Annotated in this window: 19 protein-coding genes; 6 read left to right on the forward strand and 13 right to left on the reverse strand. The window is 40.4% G+C overall.

The genetic code is table 11. The annotated features are described in order from the left end of the window. From BM266_RS16995 to mnmE, 6 genes are all read right to left on the reverse strand, one after another. The coding region (locus tag BM266_RS16995; RefSeq protein ID WP_317040985.1) for a helix-turn-helix domain-containing protein at window positions 1-198 on the reverse strand (198 nt) is incomplete at its 3' end. Window positions 199-847: 649 nt separating this feature from the next. Further along, complete coding sequence (locus tag BM266_RS16250) at window positions 848-1,141, reverse strand: helix-turn-helix domain-containing protein (protein WP_093411529.1); 294 nt, start codon at window positions 1,139-1,141, stop codon at window positions 848-850. A gap of 545 nt (window positions 1,142-1,686) precedes the next feature. After that, window positions 1,687-2,802 (reverse strand): ATP-binding protein, encoded by a 1,116-nt coding sequence (locus tag BM266_RS16255; protein WP_093411530.1) that lies wholly within the window; start codon window positions 2,800-2,802, stop codon window positions 1,687-1,689. Window positions 2,803-2,913: 111 nt separating this feature from the next. Beyond that, window positions 2,914-3,633 carry a hypothetical protein gene (locus tag BM266_RS16260; protein ID WP_093411531.1) on the reverse strand — a complete coding sequence of 240 codons (720 nt, stop codon included), beginning with the start codon at window positions 3,631-3,633 and terminating at the stop codon, window positions 2,914-2,916. Next, window positions 3,623-4,765, reverse strand: a complete 1,143-nt coding sequence (locus BM266_RS16265) for a site-specific integrase (RefSeq protein ID WP_093411532.1) — start codon at window positions 4,763-4,765, stop codon at window positions 3,623-3,625. The genes BM266_RS16260 and BM266_RS16265 overlap by 11 nt, the downstream gene beginning before the upstream one ends. A 224-nt stretch (window positions 4,766-4,989) precedes the next feature. Further along, window positions 4,990-6,429: a tRNA uridine-5-carboxymethylaminomethyl(34) synthesis GTPase MnmE gene (gene mnmE / locus BM266_RS16270; RefSeq protein WP_093411533.1), complete on the reverse strand. Its 1,440-nt coding sequence runs from the start codon at window positions 6,427-6,429 to the stop codon at window positions 4,990-4,992. Window positions 6,430-6,588: 159 nt separating this feature from the next. Between mnmE and BM266_RS16275 the strand changes: the two genes are divergently transcribed. Beyond that, window positions 6,589-6,927, forward strand: a complete 339-nt coding sequence (locus BM266_RS16275) for a DUF4870 domain-containing protein (protein WP_093411534.1) — start codon at window positions 6,589-6,591, stop codon at window positions 6,925-6,927. A 92-nt stretch (window positions 6,928-7,019) separates the two neighbouring features. Here the strand turns inward: BM266_RS16275 and dnaN are convergent, their stop codons facing one another. The 5 genes from dnaN to BM266_RS16300 form a co-directional block, all read right to left on the reverse strand. Continuing rightward, complete coding sequence (gene dnaN, locus BM266_RS16280; RefSeq protein WP_093411535.1) at window positions 7,020-8,138, reverse strand: DNA polymerase III subunit beta; 1,119 nt, start codon at window positions 8,136-8,138, stop codon at window positions 7,020-7,022. Between the two features lie 202 nt (window positions 8,139-8,340). After that, on the reverse strand, window positions 8,341-10,011 hold the full coding sequence (gldG, locus tag BM266_RS16285) for a gliding motility-associated ABC transporter substrate-binding protein GldG (RefSeq protein WP_093411536.1): 1,671 nt from the start codon (window positions 10,009-10,011) through the stop codon (window positions 8,341-8,343). Beyond that, window positions 10,011-10,745 (reverse strand): gliding motility-associated ABC transporter permease subunit GldF, encoded by a 735-nt coding sequence (gldF, locus tag BM266_RS16290; RefSeq protein WP_093411537.1) that lies wholly within the window; start codon window positions 10,743-10,745, stop codon window positions 10,011-10,013. Before gldF ends, gldG begins: the two co-directional genes overlap by 1 nt. Before the next feature lie 148 nt (window positions 10,746-10,893). Beyond that, window positions 10,894-11,187 carry a putative quinol monooxygenase gene (locus BM266_RS16295; RefSeq protein ID WP_093411538.1) on the reverse strand — a complete coding sequence of 98 codons (294 nt, stop codon included), beginning with the start codon at window positions 11,185-11,187 and terminating at the stop codon, window positions 10,894-10,896. Between the two features lie 3 nt (window positions 11,188-11,190). After that, complete coding sequence (locus BM266_RS16300; RefSeq protein WP_093411539.1) at window positions 11,191-12,027, reverse strand: SAM hydrolase/SAM-dependent halogenase family protein; 837 nt, start codon at window positions 12,025-12,027, stop codon at window positions 11,191-11,193. Window positions 12,028-12,238: 211 nt separating this feature from the next. On the opposite strand from BM266_RS16300, the gene BM266_RS16305 reads away from it, so the two are divergent. The 4 genes from BM266_RS16305 to BM266_RS16320 all read left to right on the forward strand — a co-directional run bounded on the left by BM266_RS16305 (window position 12,239) and on the right by BM266_RS16320 (window position 17,228). Continuing rightward, window positions 12,239-13,192: a PhoH family protein gene (locus BM266_RS16305; protein WP_093411540.1), complete on the forward strand. Its 954-nt coding sequence runs from the start codon at window positions 12,239-12,241 to the stop codon at window positions 13,190-13,192. Between the two features lie 50 nt (window positions 13,193-13,242). Further along, the gene (locus tag BM266_RS16310; protein ID WP_093411541.1) at window positions 13,243-14,190 is read left to right on the forward strand and encodes a phosphoribosylaminoimidazolesuccinocarboxamide synthase; all 948 of its coding nucleotides are present in this window, start codon (window positions 13,243-13,245) and stop codon (window positions 14,188-14,190) included. Window positions 14,191-14,425: 235 nt separating this feature from the next. After that, window positions 14,426-16,333 carry an acetate--CoA ligase gene (gene acs, locus BM266_RS16315; protein WP_093411542.1) on the forward strand — a complete coding sequence of 636 codons (1,908 nt, stop codon included), beginning with the start codon at window positions 14,426-14,428 and terminating at the stop codon, window positions 16,331-16,333. A 223-nt stretch (window positions 16,334-16,556) separates the two neighbouring features. Continuing rightward, on the forward strand, window positions 16,557-17,228 hold the full coding sequence (locus BM266_RS16320; protein WP_093411543.1) for a hypothetical protein: 672 nt from the start codon (window positions 16,557-16,559) through the stop codon (window positions 17,226-17,228). 49 nt (window positions 17,229-17,277) lie between these two features. Here the strand turns inward: BM266_RS16320 and BM266_RS16325 are convergent, their stop codons facing one another. Together BM266_RS16325 and BM266_RS16330 are read right to left on the reverse strand one after the other, a co-directional pair. Next, complete coding sequence (locus BM266_RS16325) at window positions 17,278-18,354, reverse strand: DNA topoisomerase IB (protein WP_093411544.1); 1,077 nt, start codon at window positions 18,352-18,354, stop codon at window positions 17,278-17,280. Window positions 18,355-18,489: 135 nt separating this feature from the next. After that, window positions 18,490-19,578 carry a M42 family metallopeptidase gene (locus tag BM266_RS16330; RefSeq protein ID WP_093411545.1) on the reverse strand — a complete coding sequence of 363 codons (1,089 nt, stop codon included), beginning with the start codon at window positions 19,576-19,578 and terminating at the stop codon, window positions 18,490-18,492. Between the two features lie 105 nt (window positions 19,579-19,683). Here BM266_RS16330 and BM266_RS16335 point away from each other — a divergent pair, with 105 nt between their 5' ends. Beyond that, window positions 19,684-20,367 carry a DUF4294 domain-containing protein gene (locus BM266_RS16335; RefSeq protein WP_245760480.1) on the forward strand — a complete coding sequence of 228 codons (684 nt, stop codon included), beginning with the start codon at window positions 19,684-19,686 and terminating at the stop codon, window positions 20,365-20,367. Window positions 20,368-21,153: the final 786 nt, after the last annotated feature.

Consider the following 21,153-nt stretch of genomic DNA (forward strand, 5'->3'; position numbering starts at 1 on the left):
CATCGCAGAGACCTCGTAGCTTGTAAACTGGTAACGCTGAAAAAAGGCGATGTATTTAGTAATGGTGTTGCGTGATAAACCCAAACTTGAACTTATCTGGCGTTTACTGACGCCCTGGCTGTACAACCTAAAAATCTGTTTTATTTTTCGCATATCTATCTGTTTGTTGGCCATGGTCTTTTTTACAAAAAAAGACATTTGGCTTCTTACAAATAGAATCGATTTTTTAGTGGCTCAATTTACTCCGGCTAAAGTGGTTCACTTTGTCCCGGCCAAGGTGGTTCACTTTAATCCGGCCAGGGTGGTATACTATGACCGTTTTTTGCACTGAAGAGCCAGTAATAGTAAGGTTTTGCCAAAATTGGATAGTTCCTCTTCTATTGAGACCTGGATGAACAATAAAGCGCTGTTTCAATTCAGTGTTTTATTGAGGGATATTAGCGTGAAATTTTGATATCATTAAAAAATTATAGGTCAAGATTTTATTTTGGGGTATTCTATTCAGGCATTTTTTTATAGTTAATTGATATAAAATGGAATCAAATTATTGTAATACATTTTTGGCTTCAAATCAAATTTCACTTAAATTGATTATATTTATAGAGTGCGAAAACACACTGAAATTCAATAAGTTATCTAAAAGATGTTGAGTTAATCGGGAGTTTGTAAGTGTTAAAAAGTGTTAAAACCCTTTAACCACGGGCTGTCCCAGACGATGTTACGTCGTCCTGTCATAACGGAGATCGTATTTATCCATACTATATTCATAGATGGAATCATACACCGTTTTCTTCTTCCGTTCTTTTACCCCATAGAGGCTTTTCTGCTCAGACATAATCAAGTCAATTTAATACCGGGGTTTCCTGTTTCGGAAAGCATAATCGAGAGCTTCATTTTTAATTTTTTCCCTGGACTTGCTTTGGTTAGAAAGCAGCCAATCATCTAGTTTCTCCCTGGAGAAGTAGATTCGTTTCCCTCTGGGTTTAGAAAAGGGTATTTCGCCCCGGGCAGTTAATTTGTACAGATAGCTTTTAGAGATACCTGTATAGTCGCTGGCTTCCTCAAGTGAAAGCACGTTTTTACTTGTACGCACTAAATTTTCAATACGATCAAGTTGTTCTAAAATCTTCAGTTCGTTCATTTTAAAAAGTATTAAAGGTTAAAAATGAACAAAAGCGCTTTTGTTAGTTAAATTCTAGGTGCAATTTAAGAAGGGAAACGAGGGAGAATGTATGCTTTGAATACCGGGTATGTAAATTTGTAGTAGGTATTCAATTTAGAGATTGGGGATAAAAGCTCAATTTTATATGTCATCACATATAAATTTCTGGTAAACCCTATTATTATACGTGAAAGCATATAACAGCAATTTTATCAAGGAATGAGATTTCCAATTAGAATATGGTACTATCCGGCTTGCTATAGGAGAGGTGTTCTTAGATTTCTATGAGATCACCAAAATCATTAAACAGGAATATGGAAACTTGTTCATAAAATCAGCCTGTTCATTGTACCTGAACAAGAAAAAAAAATGAACACGTAAAACTATATTTTATTATAGAGACCAATGGTAAGAAGGAAATATATCAATTCGCGATTCGCGAATCGCGAATTGACATGTTTTTATTCTATCAGCTTTAAATAATTTAAAAAAAGACAAAAGAGGTTAATATGATGGAGAGATCACTATTTCAAAAAATCTCTAAAATTTTCGTGATTTATTATCTGGACTTCAGCTTTGTATGTATCTGAGAAAATTTTCGGAATTTTCACTTTGTTTTTTGAATTCCATTTTATCTCATAGCCTTTTATTATTCCCGCGTCTTCTTCTACATAATCGATTTCCTGCTGGCTAACCGTTCTCCAAAAATAACCCTTGGCCAAAGAAGAATTGTAAGCCATGGATTTCAGCCTTTCAGTAATTAAAAAATTTTCCCAAAGATTACCTTTATCCTGTCTGTTTTGCAGAGGATTTAGATTACCAATAATCATATTCCTGACCCCGGTATCGTAAAAGTATATTTTCTGGTTAGTTTTAATCTCGTTTCTCAAATTTTTGCTAAAGCTAGGAAGTCTGTAAATTACAAATGCCTGACAGAGTAGATCAATATAGGCAGCTACAGTTTTCTTATCAATTCCCAATATTTGTGATAATTCATTGTAGCTAACCTCACTACCAATTTGAAATGCCAAAGCTCTTAAAAGTTTCTCTAATACTTCTGGTTTTCTAATCCCACCGTAGCTTAAAATATCTTTATATAAATAGCTATCGGTCAATTGCTTTAAAACTTCTTTTTCGTCTCCCAGATTATTAATTACATCCGGGTACATGCCGTAAATAATTCTTAATTCTAATTGTTGTTCGGCTTTTAAATAACCGACATCCATCTCGAATTCTGACCAGGAAATGGGATAAAGGCGATACTCCCATTTTCTTCCGGTCAGGGGTTCCTGAGTTTGGTTATTTAATTCGAAAGCAGAGGATCCGCTTACTAATAATTGTACCGATTTTAATTGATCAGTAATTAGTTTAAGAGTTATTCCAATATTCTCTATTCGTTGAGCTTCATCAATAAATACTATAGAATGCCTACCTATAATATTTTTGAGCTGCTCCAGGTTAGGATTTGAAAGTAGCTTTCTAACTGTTGGATCGTCCCCATTTAAAAATAAATAATCTTTTCCTTCCAGTAGTTTATTGAAAAGAGTGGTTTTTCCAACCTGTCTTGGACCAATAAGCAAGATTACTTTTCCAGTTCCAAAACGATCTATTATTTTATCTTCTAAAACTCTTTTTATCATATTCAGGGATTGTATTCCCCAAATATAGCTATTTTTAGGGATTGTAATCCCTAAATATCGATATTTATAGGGATCGTAATCCCCAAATATTAATTTTTATCAAGACCAGGCTTACTTTAATCTCTTAAAAATTGAAATTAGTATTTCATTATTTTTTGAAACCGGTGTCCTGGAAAGTGCATTTTTCAGCGTATTGTAATTATATCTTTTACCATCCGAGCGTAATATTAATTTCGAGTTAATAAACAGTTCCTTCATAGTCATTGTGTTATTTGGGAATGCCTTTGATAGATGATCATAAAATTCCCGAGTGCTTGGGCCATCCATATTTAGCTGGATTTTGGAATTGTGATCGTCCCAATTTTTAGTGAGCACATTTTTAAAATCCTGTAGGCTGGTTTTTTCGGAATTCAAAAGATCATACCTCATTAGGCCCTGATATAACATTTTGAGTTGATCATCTGAAATAACCAGATTAAAGTTATTGTTCGTTTCTAAAGAATTAACTGATTTTTGATTCTGGACATTCTTTTTGAATTTATCTGTCCACGGAATAATTGAAAGGTAGAAGCCTAGAGAAAAAACGATTAGGATAATGACCGGCAAAAATGAACTATTAGCTTCAATGGAATTCAAGGAATATGCCATAAGATGCATTAGCCCCAAACCTAAGCCAAGAAAAAGAAGTCTTGGTTTTTCAAAGTTTGATTTCCAGTATACGCCCTGATCAAGCATATAGCTTAAAAAAAAGGAACCATAATGAAGTACTAACCTCCCATAAATATATATGAAACCTATCGTTGTGAGATATTTGATAATATCAAAACTCATAGTCCATTTCGAGCTCAGGAATCAAGTTAGCTGCTTCCTTCTTTTTCTTATCTACAATCTTGGCATATACTTGAGTCGTTCTTATTTCTTTATGTCCTAAGACCTTGGAAACGGTATAAATATCTGCTCCGTATTCCAATAGTAATACTGCGTGAGTATGCCTGGCACTATGAAAGGTTATGTGTTTTGTGATTCCCGCACGCATGCACCAGCGGAGAATTTCGGCATTAAAATGAGCTCCATACTTTAGCCCCTGGAATACACGGTCATTTTCTCTTTTCTTTTTGCCCAAAAGTTGTCTTGCCTGATTGGAGATATACTGATATTCTTGTCCTGAAGTCTTCTTTTGTTTAAAAATCAATCGTGCTCCTTCGTCTTCATCTCTAACCTCAAGCCAGGTAAGCTTGTTTATATCACTCCACCTCAGTCCGGTTAAACAACTAAACATAAATGCATTTTTAAGGACCTGATGCTTACAGTAAGCTTTGGCCATAGCTTGCAGTTCCTCTTGGGTTAGATATTCTCTGGTTGTTTCTCCCTGTGCAAAACCTTTTACGGAGGTGGCAAAGTTTCGTCTTGTATACCCATCTTCAAAAGCCTGACGCAATGCAGCTTTAAATTTATTATAGTAGGTGTATTTAGAGTTTTGTGATAAAAGCGTATTTGATTTTGTCTTTGCTTTTTTGTTCAGATACTTTTTAAAACCTATTACAAAATTTTCATTTATGTCTTCAAAGGTTATTTTTTTCCGGCCTACATAAGCTTCAATGTGATTCTGAGCAGCATCCCAGTTATCATAATTTCCTTTGGATTCATATCGCTCTTCTTTGAGTTTGTCATAATAGGTAAGGAACAGTAATTTATCTTTAGATTTATCTTTTATCCCATATTTTCCTTGAGCGTATTCAGCTCTTCGGATGGATAATATTTGTTCAGCTCTTAAAAGGGTTTCTTCATTTTCCTTTTTTTCAGAAGCATTTTTAGGATTTATGTATAAATATTGCTTGAGATATTCGAATTCCCGTTGATGGTTCTGATTTCCTTTTTCATCTACAGCACTACCTTTATAATAGTCAATGTAAAGACTGTACTTACCTGTGGTTAATTTCTTTTTCCGGAGTTTTATTTTCATAACTGTCTAATTTATACAAAGATATATAAAAATATAAATGAGGTACAAAAATATGTACCCCGAAATGCAAAATTTAACAACGAGGTACATATGAGGTACATATTCGGGGATAAATAAGGCTATAAAAGAGAAAATAGGTAAACTAAAAAAGGGCTCTTAAGCCCTTTAAAATATAATATTTTGGTGTTATTTGATATCATTTGGTATCAAATAAAATACCCGATTTATTTACCAATACAGAAGTTAGAAAATATATTCCCCAGTAACTCATCGTTGGTGACCTCACCGGTGATCTCACCAAAGTAATGCAGGGCTTCCCTGATATCTATGGCTAGCAGGTCTCCTGAAAGATTGTTGTTAAGCCCGTCTTCTACCTTGTTGATCTCCTCCAGGGCTTTTAGCAGGGCGTTGTAATGCCTGCTGTTGGTGACTATGGTGTTGTTGTTCCTCAAGGCACCCGTATTCACAAATTCCAGCAACTTCATTTTCAGCTCTTCAACGCCTTCTCCTGTTTTCGCTGAAAGCAATTGCAAACTCGAGCCTTCGATCCGGTTCAGGGTTTCGCTTAGTTTCTTCCTTTCTTCCCCGGAAAGTTGATCGATTTTATTAGCTATAATGACAAGTGGCTTCTGTGGGAATTTGTTCTTTATCTTTTCTATCTCCCTTAGAAGCTCTGTAAATTCTCCCTTTTCAGGGGGAGATGAGGGGGTAGAACTTTGAACTTTAAATTTCTCAGAATCGAGCAGAAACACAACTACCTGCGCCTGACTGATCTTATCAAAGGTCCGTCTTATTCCGATGCTCTCCACCACATCCTGGGTTTCCCGTATCCCCGCCGTATCGATGAATCTAAAGCCAACCCCACCAATACTCATCTCATCTTCAATACTGTCCCGGGTAGTACCGGCGATCTCTGAAACTATGGCGCGTTCTTCGTTGAGCAAGGCATTGAGCAAAGTAGATTTCCCCACATTTGGTTCCCCCACAATGGCGACGGGAATTCCGTTTTTCAATACATTTCCTGTGGCAAAGGAATCGATAAGCCTTTTAAGTACCTGCTGAATTTTAGCTATGAGGTCTTTAAACTGCTCCCGGTTCGCGAATTCCACATCTTCTTCTGAAAAGTCTAACTCCAGTTCTATCAGGGAAGCGAAGTCCAGCAACTCCTGTCTTAGCCTGTGGATCTCACTGGAAAAACCTCCTCGCATCTGTTGCATCGCCATCTGGTGGCTGGCCTGATTTTCCGAAGAAATAAGATCGGCTACGGCCTCGGCCTGGCTCAGGTCCATTTTTCCGTTTAAAAAGGCACGCATAGTAAACTCTCCGGCTTCGGCAGAGCGGCATCCTTTTCTTATCAGAAGCTGAATGATCTCCTGCTGAATATACGGACTCCCGTGGCAGGAGATCTCTAAAGTTTCTTCCCCGGTATAGGATTTCGATCCTCTGAAAACTGAGACCAAAACCTCATCTAAAGTGCGCTCACCATCCACCAGATTTCCTAAATGTAAAGTGTGTGTGGGCTGTTTTTCAAGAGGTTTTTTACTCTTGGCCTTAAAAATCGGAGCTACGATCTCCATTGCCTCAGGTCCCGAAACCCTTATTATTGCAATAGCCCCGGCTCCCGAAGGAGTCGCCAGTGCCACTATGGTGTCATTCATTTTCATAGCGCAAAGATAGGTTGCCCTGTAGCCCTCTCCAAAGGTGCTAGAAGAAAATTAACAAAACCCGGAATTGTAACATTTTTATTTTTCGCACGTCTTATTTATACAGGAGTTGAATTTCCAACTTCTCAATACCAAATACTAATTACTCAATACTACGTCATGAGAGAAGATAATCAAATGCTTGTTTTAACCCATCTTAGTCAGTTGCTGGACCTGGTAACAGGAATCGGCGGATTTCTTGTACCGCTAATTCTGTGGTTAACTCAAAAAGACAAAGTAGCGGGTATGGACCACCACGGCAAGATGATCCTGAACTTTCAGATAAGCATGTTCATTTACAGCATTATCGCCGTACCTCTCATTTTTCTCCTGGGCCTTGGACTCATAGCTCTACTCGTGATCGCGATAATAATGTTAGTGCTACCAATAGTAAACGCCATCAAGGTCAGCAACGGAGAAATGCCACATTACCCATTTACTATCCAGATACTGAAATAAATAGAAAAATATAATAATAAAGAAAGCCATCAGATTTTAACAACTGATGGCTTTCTTTATTATTTGTAACACCCTTTGGGGGCTAAGGGGATTTAGTTATTGAGCATTACTGGCATTACCAGCATAATGATTTTTTCTCCCGGATCAAGTCCGTCTACCGGAGTGAGGATTCCCGCACGGTTTGGCAGGCTCATCTCCAGTTGAACTTCATCTGAAGTCAGGTTATTCAGCATTTCGGTTAGGAAACGCGAGTTGAAACCTATCTGCATATCATCCCCCTGATATGAACAGGTTAAGCGTTCCTCGGCCTTGTTGCTGTAATCTACGTCTTCCGCAGAAATATTCAATTCGGCCCCGGCGATTTTAAGTCGTACCTGGTGCGTTGTTTTATTTGAGAAAATAGACACCCTGCGCACAGAGCTTAAAAACTGATTTCTCTCTATTGTTAGTTTATTCGGATTCTCCTTCGGAATTACCGCTTCATAATTCGGGTATTTTCCATCGATTAATCTACATACAAGCTCGGTATCATCAAAGGTAAATTTCGCATTGGAGTCGTTATACTCGATCAATACTTCGCTTTCACTTCCTGCCAAAATGCTTTTTAAAAGTGTTAAAGGCTTCTTCGGCATAATAAATTCAGCCGATTGATTGGCGGTAACATCTTCCCGGGAATATTTCACCAACTTGTGAGCATCGGTGGCCACAAAGGTTAGGCCTTCAGAAGAAAACTGAAAGAAAACCCCGCTCATCACCGGGCGAAGGTCATCGTTCCCAGAGGCGAAAATTGTTTTTGCAATGGCGGTCGCAAGAATATCGCCTTCTATTCTTGTATTGCTGGGATCTTCCAGCTCAACAGGATTCGGAAATTCCTCTCCCTGTGCATATGCCAGGGCGTATTTTCCGTGGTTGGAACTAAGTTCTATGGTATTGTTATCTTCAGCTACAAAGGTGAGCGGTTGCTCCGGAAAGGTCTTCAACGTGTCCAGAAGCAGTTTCGCGGGTACCGCGATTTTCCCTTCAGAATCTGAATCCACCTTTAGCTTGGCAGACATCGTCGTCTCCAGGTCTGAAGCAGATACCGTAAGTTCATCCTGCTTAAGGTCAAATAAAAAATTGTCTAGAATAGGGAGGGTGTTGTTATTGTTAATTACTCCGCCCAGTATTTGAAGCTGTTTCAGCAGGTAACTGCTGGATACAATAAATTTCATCGGCTTTTCTTGATTAATTAGAATCAGTTACAAATATATTTCAATCCATTAAAAATCCCCCGCTTCCCGGCGAGTTTTTATTAACATCAAAATATTGAATAAAGCCTGTAATTTGCTTTAAAACAAGGAATTATGAATACTCTTAATATTGAAATTGTTAATATGTTCTCTGCGGAAGGGATTCTCTGCGGAAGGCTTTGCGCTATTTCACGTATTTTCTTTTTCTGAAGAAATTGAAGGCGAAACCAAAGATTGTAAGCAGGATTAAAGGCACTGCCAAATTAATCACTTGCCATTTTTCGCGTTCTGTTGAAGCTTTTTCCTGATCCAGGAAGGCGATGTTTATCTCCTTGGTTCTAATGTCTATAAGTCCGGTGTCATCCAGCATATAGTTCACCGCGTTCATCAGGAATTCCTTGTTCCCGTAGGTGTTTCCGGTATAGCGTTCAAATCCGAGTTCCAGGGGTTCTCCGCGTTGCAATTCGTTCTTGATCACATCCCCATCAGCGATGACCAGCATTTTGGTTTCTTTGCTGCCTTCCAGGTCGGAATCTACCTTAAAAGGCTTGATCCTGTTTTTATATGCCGAAGTAAATTCCCCTTCCAGTAAAACCGCCAGTGGCTGTTCCCCTGCATTATAACTGGCAAGATTGGGCTCTTTGCCCACCATATTTAAACTTATCTCCATTGGCGTGCCTTCCACTTTAGACTGTGGCGAGCTGCTTAGCAAGATGGTCTTTTTTACCTGGTTTTTCAGGGTGTCTATCTGGTTGGCGTATTCAAACTTTACCGCTTCGATATTGCTGATGATGGGATGGTCGTTGGGCGAAGCGCTAAGCGGACTGTAAAACCAGGGATAAGGATTGAACCTGGTATTGTTCCCGCTTCCGGAGGCCAGGATAATTGGCGCCGAATAAATGTCGTTGATCAACACCGGGTTGATACGCACTCCGTAAGAAAAGAACATATCGCCCAGGTTGAGGTCTCGAGGGTAGGCCAGGGCGGTCCCGCTCGGGTTTAGTAAACTGTCGGTTTCCATCGCTACACTTTCGGTCAGCCAGATAGATTTCCCGCCTTGCATCGTGTATTGGTCCAGTATATATTTTTCATCTTCAGAAAATGCTTCCGTAGGTTTGGCCTCGATAATGAGGTCGTATTTTTTTAGATCCTCCAGAGTTTTCTCAGGATTTACCGCAGCCGAATCCAGGGTGAAGGGAGCAAGTAAATAATAATCCTGCAGGCTCCTGATGAAATCGGCTATCCGGGCATCGGGCAGTTCCCCGTTCCCGCGCATTACGGCGATTTTCTTTTTCCGCGGATAGATAAGTTTGCTCAAACCATCGGCAAAGGCGTATTCCAGTTGCTGTACTGAGTTGGTGACCAGCTCCTCATCTGAAACCCCTAGCTGACTTTTGAGCAAAGGAATTTTAACCGATTTGTCCCCGTAATTGGCCAGCGCCCAGGGGAAGATCAGTTCCTCCGAACTTTTCCCGCTCTCCTGCACGGATATCCTTGCCGGGGTCATCCCCATTTCGTAGAATTCAGTGGCAATGGCCTCCGCGTCCCCTTCCTCCTCAAGGGGGTCTGTGAAATTGAATTTAATATTGTGGTTATAGGCGGCAAACTCCTCCAGCATCTGCCTGGTTTCATTCCTCAATCTTCTGAATTGCGCCGGAAATTGTCCCTCCAAAAAAACATCTATAATTACCGGTTCCTCCACGTCGTTAATAATATCCAGCGCGGCAGGGGAGAGGGTATAGCGATTATCTTCGGTGAGGTCCCAACGGGTAAAAAATTCTGATGCCAGCCAATTCACCACTGCAATTGCCAGAACGAGGATAACAAGCGATTTATATGTATTGCTGTGTTTCATCAGGATTTTTGCTGTAGGTTTTTAAGTCTGATTTCGGTGAGCTTCAGAAAAAGGAAAATAAAACTTATAAAATAGATCACATCCCGGCTGTCTATAACGCCACGGCTTATGCTCTGGTAGTGATAGCTAATCCCAAGATATTCCAGCCCGTAATTTCCGCCCGAAATACTTGCCGAAGAAATGCCTTCAAAAGCGAAATAGCTCAGGAAACACAGGAAAACTGCGATGATAAAAGCCACGATTTGATTCTGTGTAAGGGAGGAGGAAAAGATACCGATAGCGGTATAACAGCCGGCAAGAAAAATAAGCCCTAAGTAAGAACCCAGGGTCGCACCCACATCAAAGTTTCCCACGGGGTTCCCCAGTTGGTGAATAGTGATTAGGTATAAAAAGCTGGGAATTATCGCCAGGATAACCAGTAGCAGTGCCCCGAAATATTTGCCTAAAACAAGCTGTCCAAATCCTATGGGACGGGTGAGTAAAAGCTCCATAGTCCCCTGCCTTTTTTCTTCAGCGAAACTCTTCATACTTATGGCAGGAATAAGAAAGATAAAGATCCAAGGTGCCAGATTAAAGAACGCCTTGATATCGGCAAAACCGCTGTCCAGGATATTATATTCCCCCGGGAATATGAATAGAAATAATCCACAGGCCACTAAAAATATCCCTATCACCAGATACCCGATAGGAGAGGAAAAAAAAGATTGTATTTCTTTGTTTAAAATTGCTAACATTAAAACAGTTGTCAGTTATCAGTTCTCGGTTTTTCATTCTGTCTAAAGACTAACGTCTATCGACTGCCAACTACAAACTCTCCACTCTCTAATCTGAATCCAACGTCTAATGACTAACGTCTATCGTCTAAAGACTAAAGACTATGGTCTACAGACTCTCTACACTCTCCACACTCCAGGCCTCTGGTTTTTCGTTGAACATAACTTTCGTTTCTGTCCAGATGCCTTTAAAAAGTTCTGAATTGCGATACTTATCCAATGCGGCTTCATCGTTCCAGTGACTATACGTGAAAAACCGGTTTGTATTGTCTTTATCTCTTAGTAATTCCAGGTGCCTGCAACCTTCAAAATTTCGGATTTTATTTTTATTGGCTTCAAAATTAGCCAGAAAATCTTCAATTTTTTCGGGATCAAAGCCCATTTTTACGATTCTTATCAGCATAGATTATTGAAAATTTATGGTTACCGTATCCCGAAGCTCCAGCCCAAAGAGAGTTGAAGCACTACCCACGGTAGAAGGATTGCTTTTGTAAATAGCGAGTTCGATATACCCCGCCGAATTGAATAGCGCCAGCTTTTTCCCGTCTTCAACCCCGCGTTTTTCCCTTTCCTGTTCAAAATTGATCCAGCCACTGTATGACTCATGGATGTTTTCAAATCCAACCATCCTTGCGCTCAACTTGAATTTGCGGCCTTTCCCTACCTGGTCAAAAAGCTTTCGGGAAATATTGGTGATCACGTTTCCGTAGTTGTCTATATATATCACGTGGCCTACGATCTGGTTTTTATCGGTGTTGATTATGGGCTCAAACTCCTTGAGATATTTGATCTCGTTTATGCTTTTTCCAATCACCTCCAGGGTACCGCCCCGTGCCAGGTGACTGGCCACCTTCACAAACACATCAAGCACCGGAAAATTGGATTGCAACTTGTCGTGAATGTTGATTTCTACGATCTTTGCGGGTTTGATCTCTGAAGCCAACAGGGATAAGATTCCGTTGTTGGCGCAAATAAAATAATGCTCGTCCAGCAACACGGCCAGGTGCTTGTTCTCTGGCGTAAATTCTGAATCGATACCGATTATATGTATACTTCCTTTGGGAAAGCTATTGTAGGCATTCCTGATAATATAGGCAGCCTCGCTAATATGAAACGGGGAAACCGAATGGGAAATATCAACAATTCTCACCTGTTGTTCCAACTCGGTGTAAATTGCCCCTTTAACCGCTCCTGCGAAGTAATCTTTCTCTCCAAAATCGGTAGTTAAAGTAATGATGGCCATAGATTATTGTTAATATTTTTTTAACTTCTAAGAGCTTATTTTGTGTAAGTTTGTATAAGGCGAAGATAAAATTTATTTTGTCTAATCCCCTTTTAAAATCCCGTTAAAAACACGGTATTTATCAAGAATTGAATGCGTGTTTTTAAAGAGTAAAATATTTACAAATATTTTAAAATGTAGTCGATATCCAACCAACTAAAACTCCTGGCATTTGAACGAAATTGTAATTGAACTTTCCGAAATTAATCCAAGGGAATTCTTTGGAAACCATAACGAGAATATTGAACTTTTAAAAAAGTACTTTCCCAAGCTCAAGATCGTAGCCCGGGGTAGCAGGATAAAGGTTCTTGGAGATGAAGAGATGCTGGAGGAATTCGATGAGCGTTTTTCTATGCTGATGGATCATTTTGCACGCTATAATAAGTTGGATGAAAATGTAATTGAAAGGGTGCTTACCAGCGAAAGCAAAGAGGAGTATCAAACTTCAGCTGAAAGTGGAGATGTTTTGGTTCACGGAGTTAGCGGCAGGATGATTAAGGCTCAGACCGCCAATCAGCGAAAATTGGTAGAACTTACTAAAAAGAACGATATGGTCTTTGCTATAGGACCTGCCGGAACCGGGAAAACCTACACCGGGGTGGCCCTGGCCGTAAAAGCCCTCAAGGAAAAACAGGTGCGGCGAATCATCCTTACCAGGCCGGCCGTGGAGGCCGGAGAAAACCTGGGGTTTCTCCCGGGTGATCTTAAGGAAAAACTGGACCCTTACATGCAACCACTTTATGATGCATTAAGGGATATGATCCCCCACGAAAAACTGGAGACTTTTATTGAAAAAGGAATTATCCAGATCGCGCCCCTGGCATTTATGCGTGGCCGTACCCTTGACCATGCCTTCGTGATCCTGGATGAAGCCCAGAATACCACTCACGCCCAGATGAAAATGTTTCTGACCCGTATGGGTAAAGACGCCAAATTTATGATCACTGGCGATCCCGGGCAGATCGACCTGCCCCGAAGAGTAATTTCCGGACTAAAAGAAGCTTTATTGATCCTAAAAGATGTAAAAGGAGTAGGAATAATCTACCTTGATGATAAGGATGTGATAAGGCATAAACTGGTTAAAAAGGTCATCGCCGCATATAAAGAAATAGAACATACTGAATAAATAACGAACATACAGGCCCGTTTTGGGTCTTAATTTTTTAATCTGAATTAATGAAGAATACCATAACGAAAACCAATTTTAATTTTCCCGGCCAGGAAGCTGTATATAAAGGAAAGGTAAGAGATGTTTACAGCCTGCAGAATAACAAACTTGTTATAGTAGCTACAGACAGGCTTTCGGCTTTTGATGTGGTCATGCCTAAGGGTATTCCTTACAAGGGGCAGATCTTAAATCAGATTGCCACTAAAATGATGAAAGATACTGAAGACCTCGTGCCCAACTGGCTGGAGGCTACCCCTGACCCCAATGTGGCCATTGGTGAAAAATGCGAGCCTTTTAAAGTAGAGATGGTGATTCGTGGGTATATGGCAGGGCATGCCGCCAGGGAATATAAATCTGGTAAACGCGAGCTTTGCGGGGTTGCTCTTCCCGAAGATATGAAGGAAAACGATAAATTTCCCGAACCCATCATTACTCCTGCCACCAAAGCTGAACAGGGAGACCACGATGAGGATATTTCAAAAGAGGAGATCCTAAACCGCGGAATTGTTTCTGCTGAAGACTATGCGGTATTGGAAGACTTTACCCGAAAATTGTTTCAGCGCGGAACGGAGATCGCTTCAAAACGAGGACTCATCCTGGTGGATACCAAATATGAGTTTGGAAAGACTTCTGAAGGAAAGATCGTGCTTATCGATGAAATCCATACGCCCGATTCTTCCCGTTATTTCTATGCCGATGGTTACGAAGAACGTCAGAAAAATGGTCAGCCTCAAAAACAACTTTCCAAGGAATTTGTAAGACAATGGCTTATTGAGCAAGGTTTCCAGGGAAAAGAAGGGCAGCAGTTGCCTGAAATGAGCGATTCCTATATCACTACGGTTTCAGAACGATACATCGAACTCTTTGAAAATATCACCGGAGAGAAATTTGTGAAAAGCGACATCAGCGATATCGAAGCCCGTATTGAGAAAAATGTTCTCGACTATTTAAAATAGTTCCCTGTATATATTTAAAGGCCTGAAAGATCAGCTATTTGTCAAGTAGTGTTTTTTCAGGTCTTCTTTTTAGGTTTATTTTATTTCTCCCTTAATTATCCTTTATTCTTAAAATTTCCTTGTTAAGGCTTGTGGTTTTTTAATGGAATTCCATAGTAATTTTATAAATTGCCGGGAACATCATTAAACAACTTTAAAAACATACTATAACATCATCAATATTTTTATTTAAACTATGAGTAATTATCATATTAAGAATTTAGAGGAATACTTTCAGGTTTACCGGAAATCGGTGCGGGAGCCTGCAAATTTCTGGGAAGAAGTCGCCGAAGAACATTTTACCTGGCGGAAGCGCTGGGATAATGTATTGAGTTGGGATTTCTCTAAGCCGGAAGTAAAATGGTTCGAAAATGCCAAACTCAATATCACTGAAAACTGTATTGATCGTTTTTTGTTTACCCGTGGTGACAAGACCGCGATCATATGGGAACCTAATGAGCCTTCAGAAGAAGCCAGGCATATAAGTTATCTTCAGCTACATAAAATGGTGAATAAATTTGCCAATGTGCTCAAAGAGAAAGGCATTAAAAAGGGAGACCGGGTTTGTATCTACCTTCCGATGATACCTGAACTTGCTGTTGCCATGCTGGCCTGCGCGAGAATAGGCGCTATCCATTCGGTGGTTTTTGCGGGCTTTTCCTCAAAAGCTCTGGCCACACGCACCAATGACTCCGGCTGTAAGATAATGATCACAGCCGATGGTTCCTATCGCGGCAGTAAAACCATAGACCTTAAAGGCATCGCTGATGGAGCCCTTAAGGACTGTCCCGGTGTAGAGAATGTTCTGGTTGCAAAACGCATAAACAGCGATATCCATATGGAAGAGGGGCGGGATGAATGGCTGCAGCCTCTGCTGGATGAAGCTTCAGATGAATGTGCTCCAGAGATTATGGATGCTGAAGATCCGCTGTTCATCCTTTATACTTCCGGTTCAACTGGAAAACCAAAAGGGATGATGCATACTACCGGGGGATATATGGTGTATACCGCATATACCTTTAAGAATGTTTTTCAGTATAAAGAAGATGATGTGTACTGGTGTACCGCTGATATTGGTTGGATCACCGGGCATTCCTATATTCTTTACGGCCCGCTTGCCAATGGGGCCACTACCGTGATGTTTGAAGGAACACCTTCCTATCCCGATGCAGGCCGATTCTGGCAGATCGTGGAAAAACACAAAGTTAATCAGTTTTATACCGCCCCAACGGCAATAAGATCGCTGGCTAAAACGAGCTCAGAGTTTGTAGAGAAATACGATCTTTCTTCGCTAAAGGTTCTGGGCTCTGTAGGCGAACCCATTAATGAAGAAGCCTGGCACTGGTATAACGACCATATCGGGAAGAAGAAAAGTCCTATTGTAGATACCTGGTGGCAAACCGAAACCGGTGGCATAATGATCTCCCCAATTCCTTATGTTACCCCGTCTAAACCAACCTATGCTACTTTGCCTTTCCCCGGGGTGCAACCGGCCCTTATGGATGAAAAAGGAGAGGAAATTAAAGGCAACCAGGTTGAAGGAAGACTATGTATTAAATTTCCCTGGCCCGGAATGGCACGTACCATTTGGGGCAATCATGACCGGTACCGCGAAACCTATTTCTCTACTTTTAAGAATATGTATTTTACCGGAGACGGTGCTTTGCGGGACGAGGTAGGCTACTACAGGATTACCGGTAGGGTAGATGATGTGATTATCGTCTCTGGCCATAACCTTGGTACCGCCCCTATCGAGGATGCCATCAACGAGCACCCGGCAGTAGCAGAGTCTGCAGTGGTTGGTTTCCCGCACGAGATCAAAGGAAACGCACTTTATGCTTATGTTATTCTGAAAGAAGTTGGAGAAAGCCGTGACCGTGAAAACCTGAGAAAAGAGATAAACCAGTCCATTTCTGAAAAAGTAGGGCCTATTGCCAAACCTGAGATCGTTCAGTTTGTAAGTGCCCTGCCTAAGACCCGAAGCGGAAAGATCATGCGAAGGATTCTTAGAAAGATCGCTTCCCGACAAACCGAAAACCTTGGCGATACCTCTACCTTACTCAACCCTGAGATCGTGGACGAGATTATAAGCGAAAGAGGTTAATCACCTTTAATTTTAAATTTAGAGAGGTTGTTTAAAGAGTTCATTTACTTTTTGAACAACCTCTTCTTGTGGCTAAAAAGCTCTTAGTAGTTAAGATGCCGGATTTAGCCACGACAGGATATTCCGGAATTCAATTACACCAGATATTTTTTATATCTTAACTCCTTGTTAAAAGACGGAACAATAATTGATTGTTTATTAAAACATCTAAAACTTTAAAGATATGAAGAGATTTCTCTTATTTAGCTTAATTGTTGTTTTTGGGTTTAATGCCTACTCCCAAATCAATAGCCAAAACGTCCTCAATGATAGAATGACGATTTCTGTTTATAAAAAAACACCTGAAGGTTTTACAGGAACCCCATTTGTTGATGAAGAATTTAAAAAAGGAGCTATTCTGGATGAAGAGGGTAGGGCCCAACCCGCTTTCTTGCGTTATAATGCTGTAGAAGGTATTATGGAGATAAAGTTAAATAAGCTGCAGGAAGATATTCACGTCTTACCCCGCATAAAAAAAATCACCTATACTATAGATGATTATACCTATTTTATCGATTCAAAAAGAACTGAAGACGGGGAACTTTTGGAGGGGTATTTTGTGAGCTATTATGAAGGTGATAATGTGAAACTCCTTGGATGGCCGAGACCCGATGTAATTCAGGCTCAGGCGGCGAAAACCGGTTACGATAAGGATAAGCCCGCTCACCTTAAGGTTGATATGGAATATTATCTTGAAATTGGTGATAACAGGCTTCAGGAGGTAAAATTGAGACCAAGGGATTTCCGAAAAACCTTCGATAAAGATGCTGCGATGAAAAAATTTCTTTCAGACAATAAGGTAAAAGACCTTGATGATGCTATTGAGGCTCTTAAGTTCTACGATAAGCAGGCTTAAAAGGAGCAATAAAATAGTCTGAAGCTGAACCTTCCCGGGTTCAGCTTTTTTATATGGAGATCTCGTAGTCTTTTATAAGTTTTAATATCGCTTTTTCAGTTTCTGAAAGGGAACCGTAGTCTTTCTTGCTTTCCTTTTTTACCGACTCAAAATAGGGGACTATCTCGCCGGTCTCATAGGTGTTAACAATTCGCGGATGTACATAATAGCTCCGGCAAACTGCTCTGGTATTGCCCAGGCCCTCGGCAGTTGTGTCAAAAGCATCCAGAAGGTTCTTTTTGCTATCTTTTTCATTAGTGGTATAACCGAGCTCTTTCAGGGTTTCAAAGAAGATTTTTGAAGCACTCCAGGTCCTGAAATCCTTGGCCGAAAATATATCTCCGGTTATCTCGTGAATGTATTCGTTTATCATCCCGCTGTCTATGCCTTGCTTCTTACCTTCTTCATCGTAGAATTTAAACAACTCCCAACCGGGAATCTCTTCGCACTGATTGATGAGCTTTATAAGCTTTTTATTCTTTAAACTCACCCTATGTTCCTTGTCACTTTTCCCGGTAAACTCAAAGATCAACTTATCCTTATAGGTTTTTATATGTCTGCTTCTGAAAGTTGATAACCCATAGGTTTTATTTTCTTTGGCGTAATATTGGTTCCCGATCCTGATGTGGGTTTCCTCCATTAATCTGATGATAAGTGCCAGTACTTTTCTTTGGGTCATCTCGGGAAGATCCAGATCGCGATCTACCCGCCGGCGTATCTTTGGAAGGATCTCTCCGAAAGCGGCCATTTTAAAGAACTTAGTTTCGTTCCTTATTTTGGACCACAGTGGATGATACATATATTGTTTCCGGTTTTTCTCGTCTCTTCCAACAACCTGAAGGTGGGCGTTCCAGGCCTTTGAGATCCTTACCTCACTCCAGGCGGGGGGAATCACCAGTTTTTTTATATGCTGAAGTGTTTCCTTATCTGATATTCTCGCTCCGTCTTTAAAATAGGAAAAACCCCGGCCTTGTTTTTTACGCTTTATGGAAAGCTGCTCCTCTGAAACATAACGCAGTTTGGCAAGATTCGCCGCCTCATAGGGATCTTCTAAAATAAGGTTCACCTCTTCAGGAGAAATGGTCATAGCAGCTTTTTCTATAAAAATAGCCTGAAATCTCTTTCAGCTGTAATAAAGCTTTGTGAAAATTGACTAAAGAAAAATAAAAAGCCTTTCCCGTTAATAACAGAAAAGGCTTATTTTAGAAGTAAAAAGACTTCCTTATTTAAAATAGCTGAAATTTTCTCCTTCTTTGATTCTCAGAAGGCTTTCATAGATGAGGTTTATAACGTTTTCCACGTCATTTTTGTGCACCATCTCTACCGTGGTGTGCATATATCGCAGCGGTAAAGAAATAAGGGCCGAGGGTACTCCGCCATTGCTGTAGGCAAAGGCATCGGTATCGGTTCCGGTAAATCTGGAGTTTGCTGCTCGCTGAAAAGGAATTTGTTTCTCTTCGGCGGTCTCAATGAGTAGTTCTCTTAAATTATTTTGAACAGCCGGCGCGTAAGCGATTACCGGGCCTGCGCCAATCTTTGCTAAACCATTGGTTTTCTTCTCGATCATTGGGGTAGTGGTGTCGTGAGTCACATCGGTGACTATGGCCACATTAGGCTTAATGCGTTGAGTGATCATCTCGGCACCACGCAAACCTATCTCCTCCTGCACCGAATTGGTTACATACAATCCAAAAGGCAATTTTTTCTTGTTTTCCTTTAATAAACGCGCCACCTGTGCGATCATAAAACCACCGATTCTGTTATCCAGGGCACGGCATACAAATTTATCCTCATTCAGAATAAAGAAGTCGTCTGGATAGGTAATAACACAGCCAACGTGCACGCCCAAGTTTTCAACTTCCTCCTTTGTGGAACATCCTACATCTATACAGATATTGTCCATTTTTGGAGCCTGCTCTTTCTCTTTATCCCGGGTATGAATGGCCGGCCAGCCAAACACTCCTTTAACTATTCCGTTTTTGGTATGAATATTTACGCGTTTTGAAGCGGCTATCTGGTGGTCGCTTCCCCCGTTTCTCACTACATATATAAGTCCGTCATCGGTGATGTAATTCACATACCAGGAGATCTCATCGGCGTGACCTTCAATCACTACCTTGAATTCGGCATCGGGATTAATAACTCCAACTGCGGTGCCGTAGATATCGGTTATAAATTCGTCTACATAAGGTTCCAGGTATTTCATCCACAACTTCTGGCCCTCAGCTTCGTAACCGGTTGGGGCAGCATTATTAAGGTATTTCTCCAGGAAATCCATGGATTTTTTATTCAGTATTTTTCCTTTATCCATATTGTTTGAAATTTGGACGAATTTAAGAAGATTTAGGCGGATGACAACTCGCGATTCATTAAATTTGGAATGATTTTGGCTTGATGATTTCCGAAATAATATCTGATGACAAAAAAGCTTTTCATACTATTTTTTTTAATGAGTGCCGGACTGTTCTCTCAGGAGGACACTACTGAAGTGGATACCCTGCAGAAGCGGTATATGATTATATTGGGAGATACCATTCCTCGCGAGGCTATAGACCTTGATGAAGTAGTTATCCTTAAGGATCTCAAATTCGACAATCTTCAGGAAAGAAGACGTTACCTTATATTAAGGAGAAAAACCAGGAAGGTTTATCCTTATGCCAAATTGGCTTCTGAAAGACTGGTTTCTTTAAACAGCAGGCTGGATGAGATCGAATCTAAGAGCGACCGGAAACGCTATACCAGAATTGTCCAGGATTATATCGAAGATGAATTTTCAACCGAATTGAAAAAGCTCACTCACACCGAAGGTCAGATCCTTGTGAAACTTATTCACCGCCAAACCGGCACCACAGCCTTTAATTTGGTGAGAAATCTAAAAAGTGGCTGGCGGGCCTTCTGGTATAATACCACGGCTAGTTTGTTTGAGATTTCGCTTAAAGAAAAATATGACCCTCATAACAACCATGAAGATTACCTTATAGAAGATATTCTGCAACGTTCCTTTAATCAGGAGGTCCTGGAGCCTCAGGCTACGGCTTTGGACTTTAAATATGTGGAACTTACCGATAAATGGAAGAGGCCTCGTCAGCGGGTGCAGTAGCTGATAATTTGAATTTTTTAATTTATTCTGAAATTATTTCAACTTTTTTACGACTAAAGTCTTTGGTTTCTAAGTGCTTAAAATATCGCTTTAAGATTTCTTTAAAAAACTTTTAAATTTTACTTGCTGGGCTGAAAAAGCCCTGTATATTTGCAGCCGCTTACGAGGATAACGAGAGTTGTGGATTAGGCGGGAGTTCTTTAACAACGTGGATTGAGAGGAGGTTTTGCGAGCTTTTTCGGGGTGATGAAAAAAATAAAACTTTTTTCTTGCCATAAAGAAAAAGCCTGGTATATTTGCATCCGCAAAAACAGCTAGCGAGGCGTTCTTTTGAGACTGAGATTTACTTTAAAATTTTCCAAAGATTTTATTTGGTAGTAAAGGAAAAACAGTTGTATATTTGCAGCCGCTTTCAGCGAGACTGGCGGCGGAGTTCACGAAGAAATATTGACAGGAAATCCCGGGTGGGTAGCAAAAAAGAGAGGTTCGAGTCCTTTAATTTCAACAAGAAGGAAGCCCCCTTCCTGTTCCCCCGAAGGGGGAATGATTTAAAGAGTGGGGTTTTAAGTTCATTGATTTATTGAATTGACAGCGCGTATATAGTCGCTTGAGTCATTTCCGCGAAGGCGGAAATCTTGAGAGAGACTATTTACAAATAATTTAGAATTAAGACTAGAATAGTCGTCTTTGAGTGCAAACTTTGGATAGTTGTTATTATATTAAGAAACAACGATGAAGAGTTTGATCCTGGCTCAGGATGAACGCTAGCGGCAGGCCTAACACATG

The sequence above is a fragment of the Salegentibacter flavus genome (assembly GCF_900115145.1).
GTDB lineage: Bacteria > Bacteroidota > Bacteroidia > Flavobacteriales > Flavobacteriaceae > Salegentibacter > Salegentibacter flavus.

What these genes read in the sequence shown, in the direction of transcription:
- BM266_RS16250 (WP_093411529.1), bottom strand. Translation starts at nt 1,141, where the DNA reads ATGAACGAACTGAAGATTTTAGAACAACTTGATCGTATTGAAAATTTA.
- BM266_RS16255 (WP_093411530.1), bottom strand. Translation starts at nt 2,802, where the DNA reads ATGATAAAAAGAGTTTTAGAAGATAAAATAATAGATCGTTTTGGAACT.
- BM266_RS16260 (WP_093411531.1), bottom strand. Translation starts at nt 3,633, where the DNA reads ATGAGTTTTGATATTATCAAATATCTCACAACGATAGGTTTCATATAT.
- BM266_RS16265 (WP_093411532.1), bottom strand. Translation starts at nt 4,765, where the DNA reads ATGAAAATAAAACTCCGGAAAAAGAAATTAACCACAGGTAAGTACAGT.
- mnmE (WP_093411533.1), bottom strand. Translation starts at nt 6,429, where the DNA reads ATGAAAATGAATGACACCATAGTGGCACTGGCGACTCCTTCGGGAGCC.
- BM266_RS16275 (WP_093411534.1), top strand. Translation starts at nt 6,589, where the DNA reads ATGAGAGAAGATAATCAAATGCTTGTTTTAACCCATCTTAGTCAGTTG.
- dnaN (WP_093411535.1), bottom strand. Translation starts at nt 8,138, where the DNA reads ATGAAATTTATTGTATCCAGCAGTTACCTGCTGAAACAGCTTCAAATA.
- gldG (WP_093411536.1), bottom strand. Translation starts at nt 10,011, where the DNA reads ATGAAACACAGCAATACATATAAATCGCTTGTTATCCTCGTTCTGGCA.
- gldF (WP_093411537.1), bottom strand. Translation starts at nt 10,745, where the DNA reads ATGTTAGCAATTTTAAACAAAGAAATACAATCTTTTTTTTCCTCTCCT.
- BM266_RS16295 (WP_093411538.1), bottom strand. Translation starts at nt 11,187, where the DNA reads ATGCTGATAAGAATCGTAAAAATGGGCTTTGATCCCGAAAAAATTGAA.
- BM266_RS16300 (WP_093411539.1), bottom strand. Translation starts at nt 12,027, where the DNA reads ATGGCCATCATTACTTTAACTACCGATTTTGGAGAGAAAGATTACTTC.
- BM266_RS16310 (WP_093411541.1), top strand. Translation starts at nt 13,243, where the DNA reads ATGAAGAATACCATAACGAAAACCAATTTTAATTTTCCCGGCCAGGAA.
- acs (WP_093411542.1), top strand. Translation starts at nt 14,426, where the DNA reads ATGAGTAATTATCATATTAAGAATTTAGAGGAATACTTTCAGGTTTAC.
- BM266_RS16320 (WP_093411543.1), top strand. Translation starts at nt 16,557, where the DNA reads ATGAAGAGATTTCTCTTATTTAGCTTAATTGTTGTTTTTGGGTTTAAT.
- BM266_RS16325 (WP_093411544.1), bottom strand. Translation starts at nt 18,354, where the DNA reads ATGACCATTTCTCCTGAAGAGGTGAACCTTATTTTAGAAGATCCCTAT.
- BM266_RS16330 (WP_093411545.1), bottom strand. Translation starts at nt 19,578, where the DNA reads ATGGATAAAGGAAAAATACTGAATAAAAAATCCATGGATTTCCTGGAG.
- BM266_RS16335 (WP_245760480.1), top strand. Translation starts at nt 19,684, where the DNA reads ATGACAAAAAAGCTTTTCATACTATTTTTTTTAATGAGTGCCGGACTG.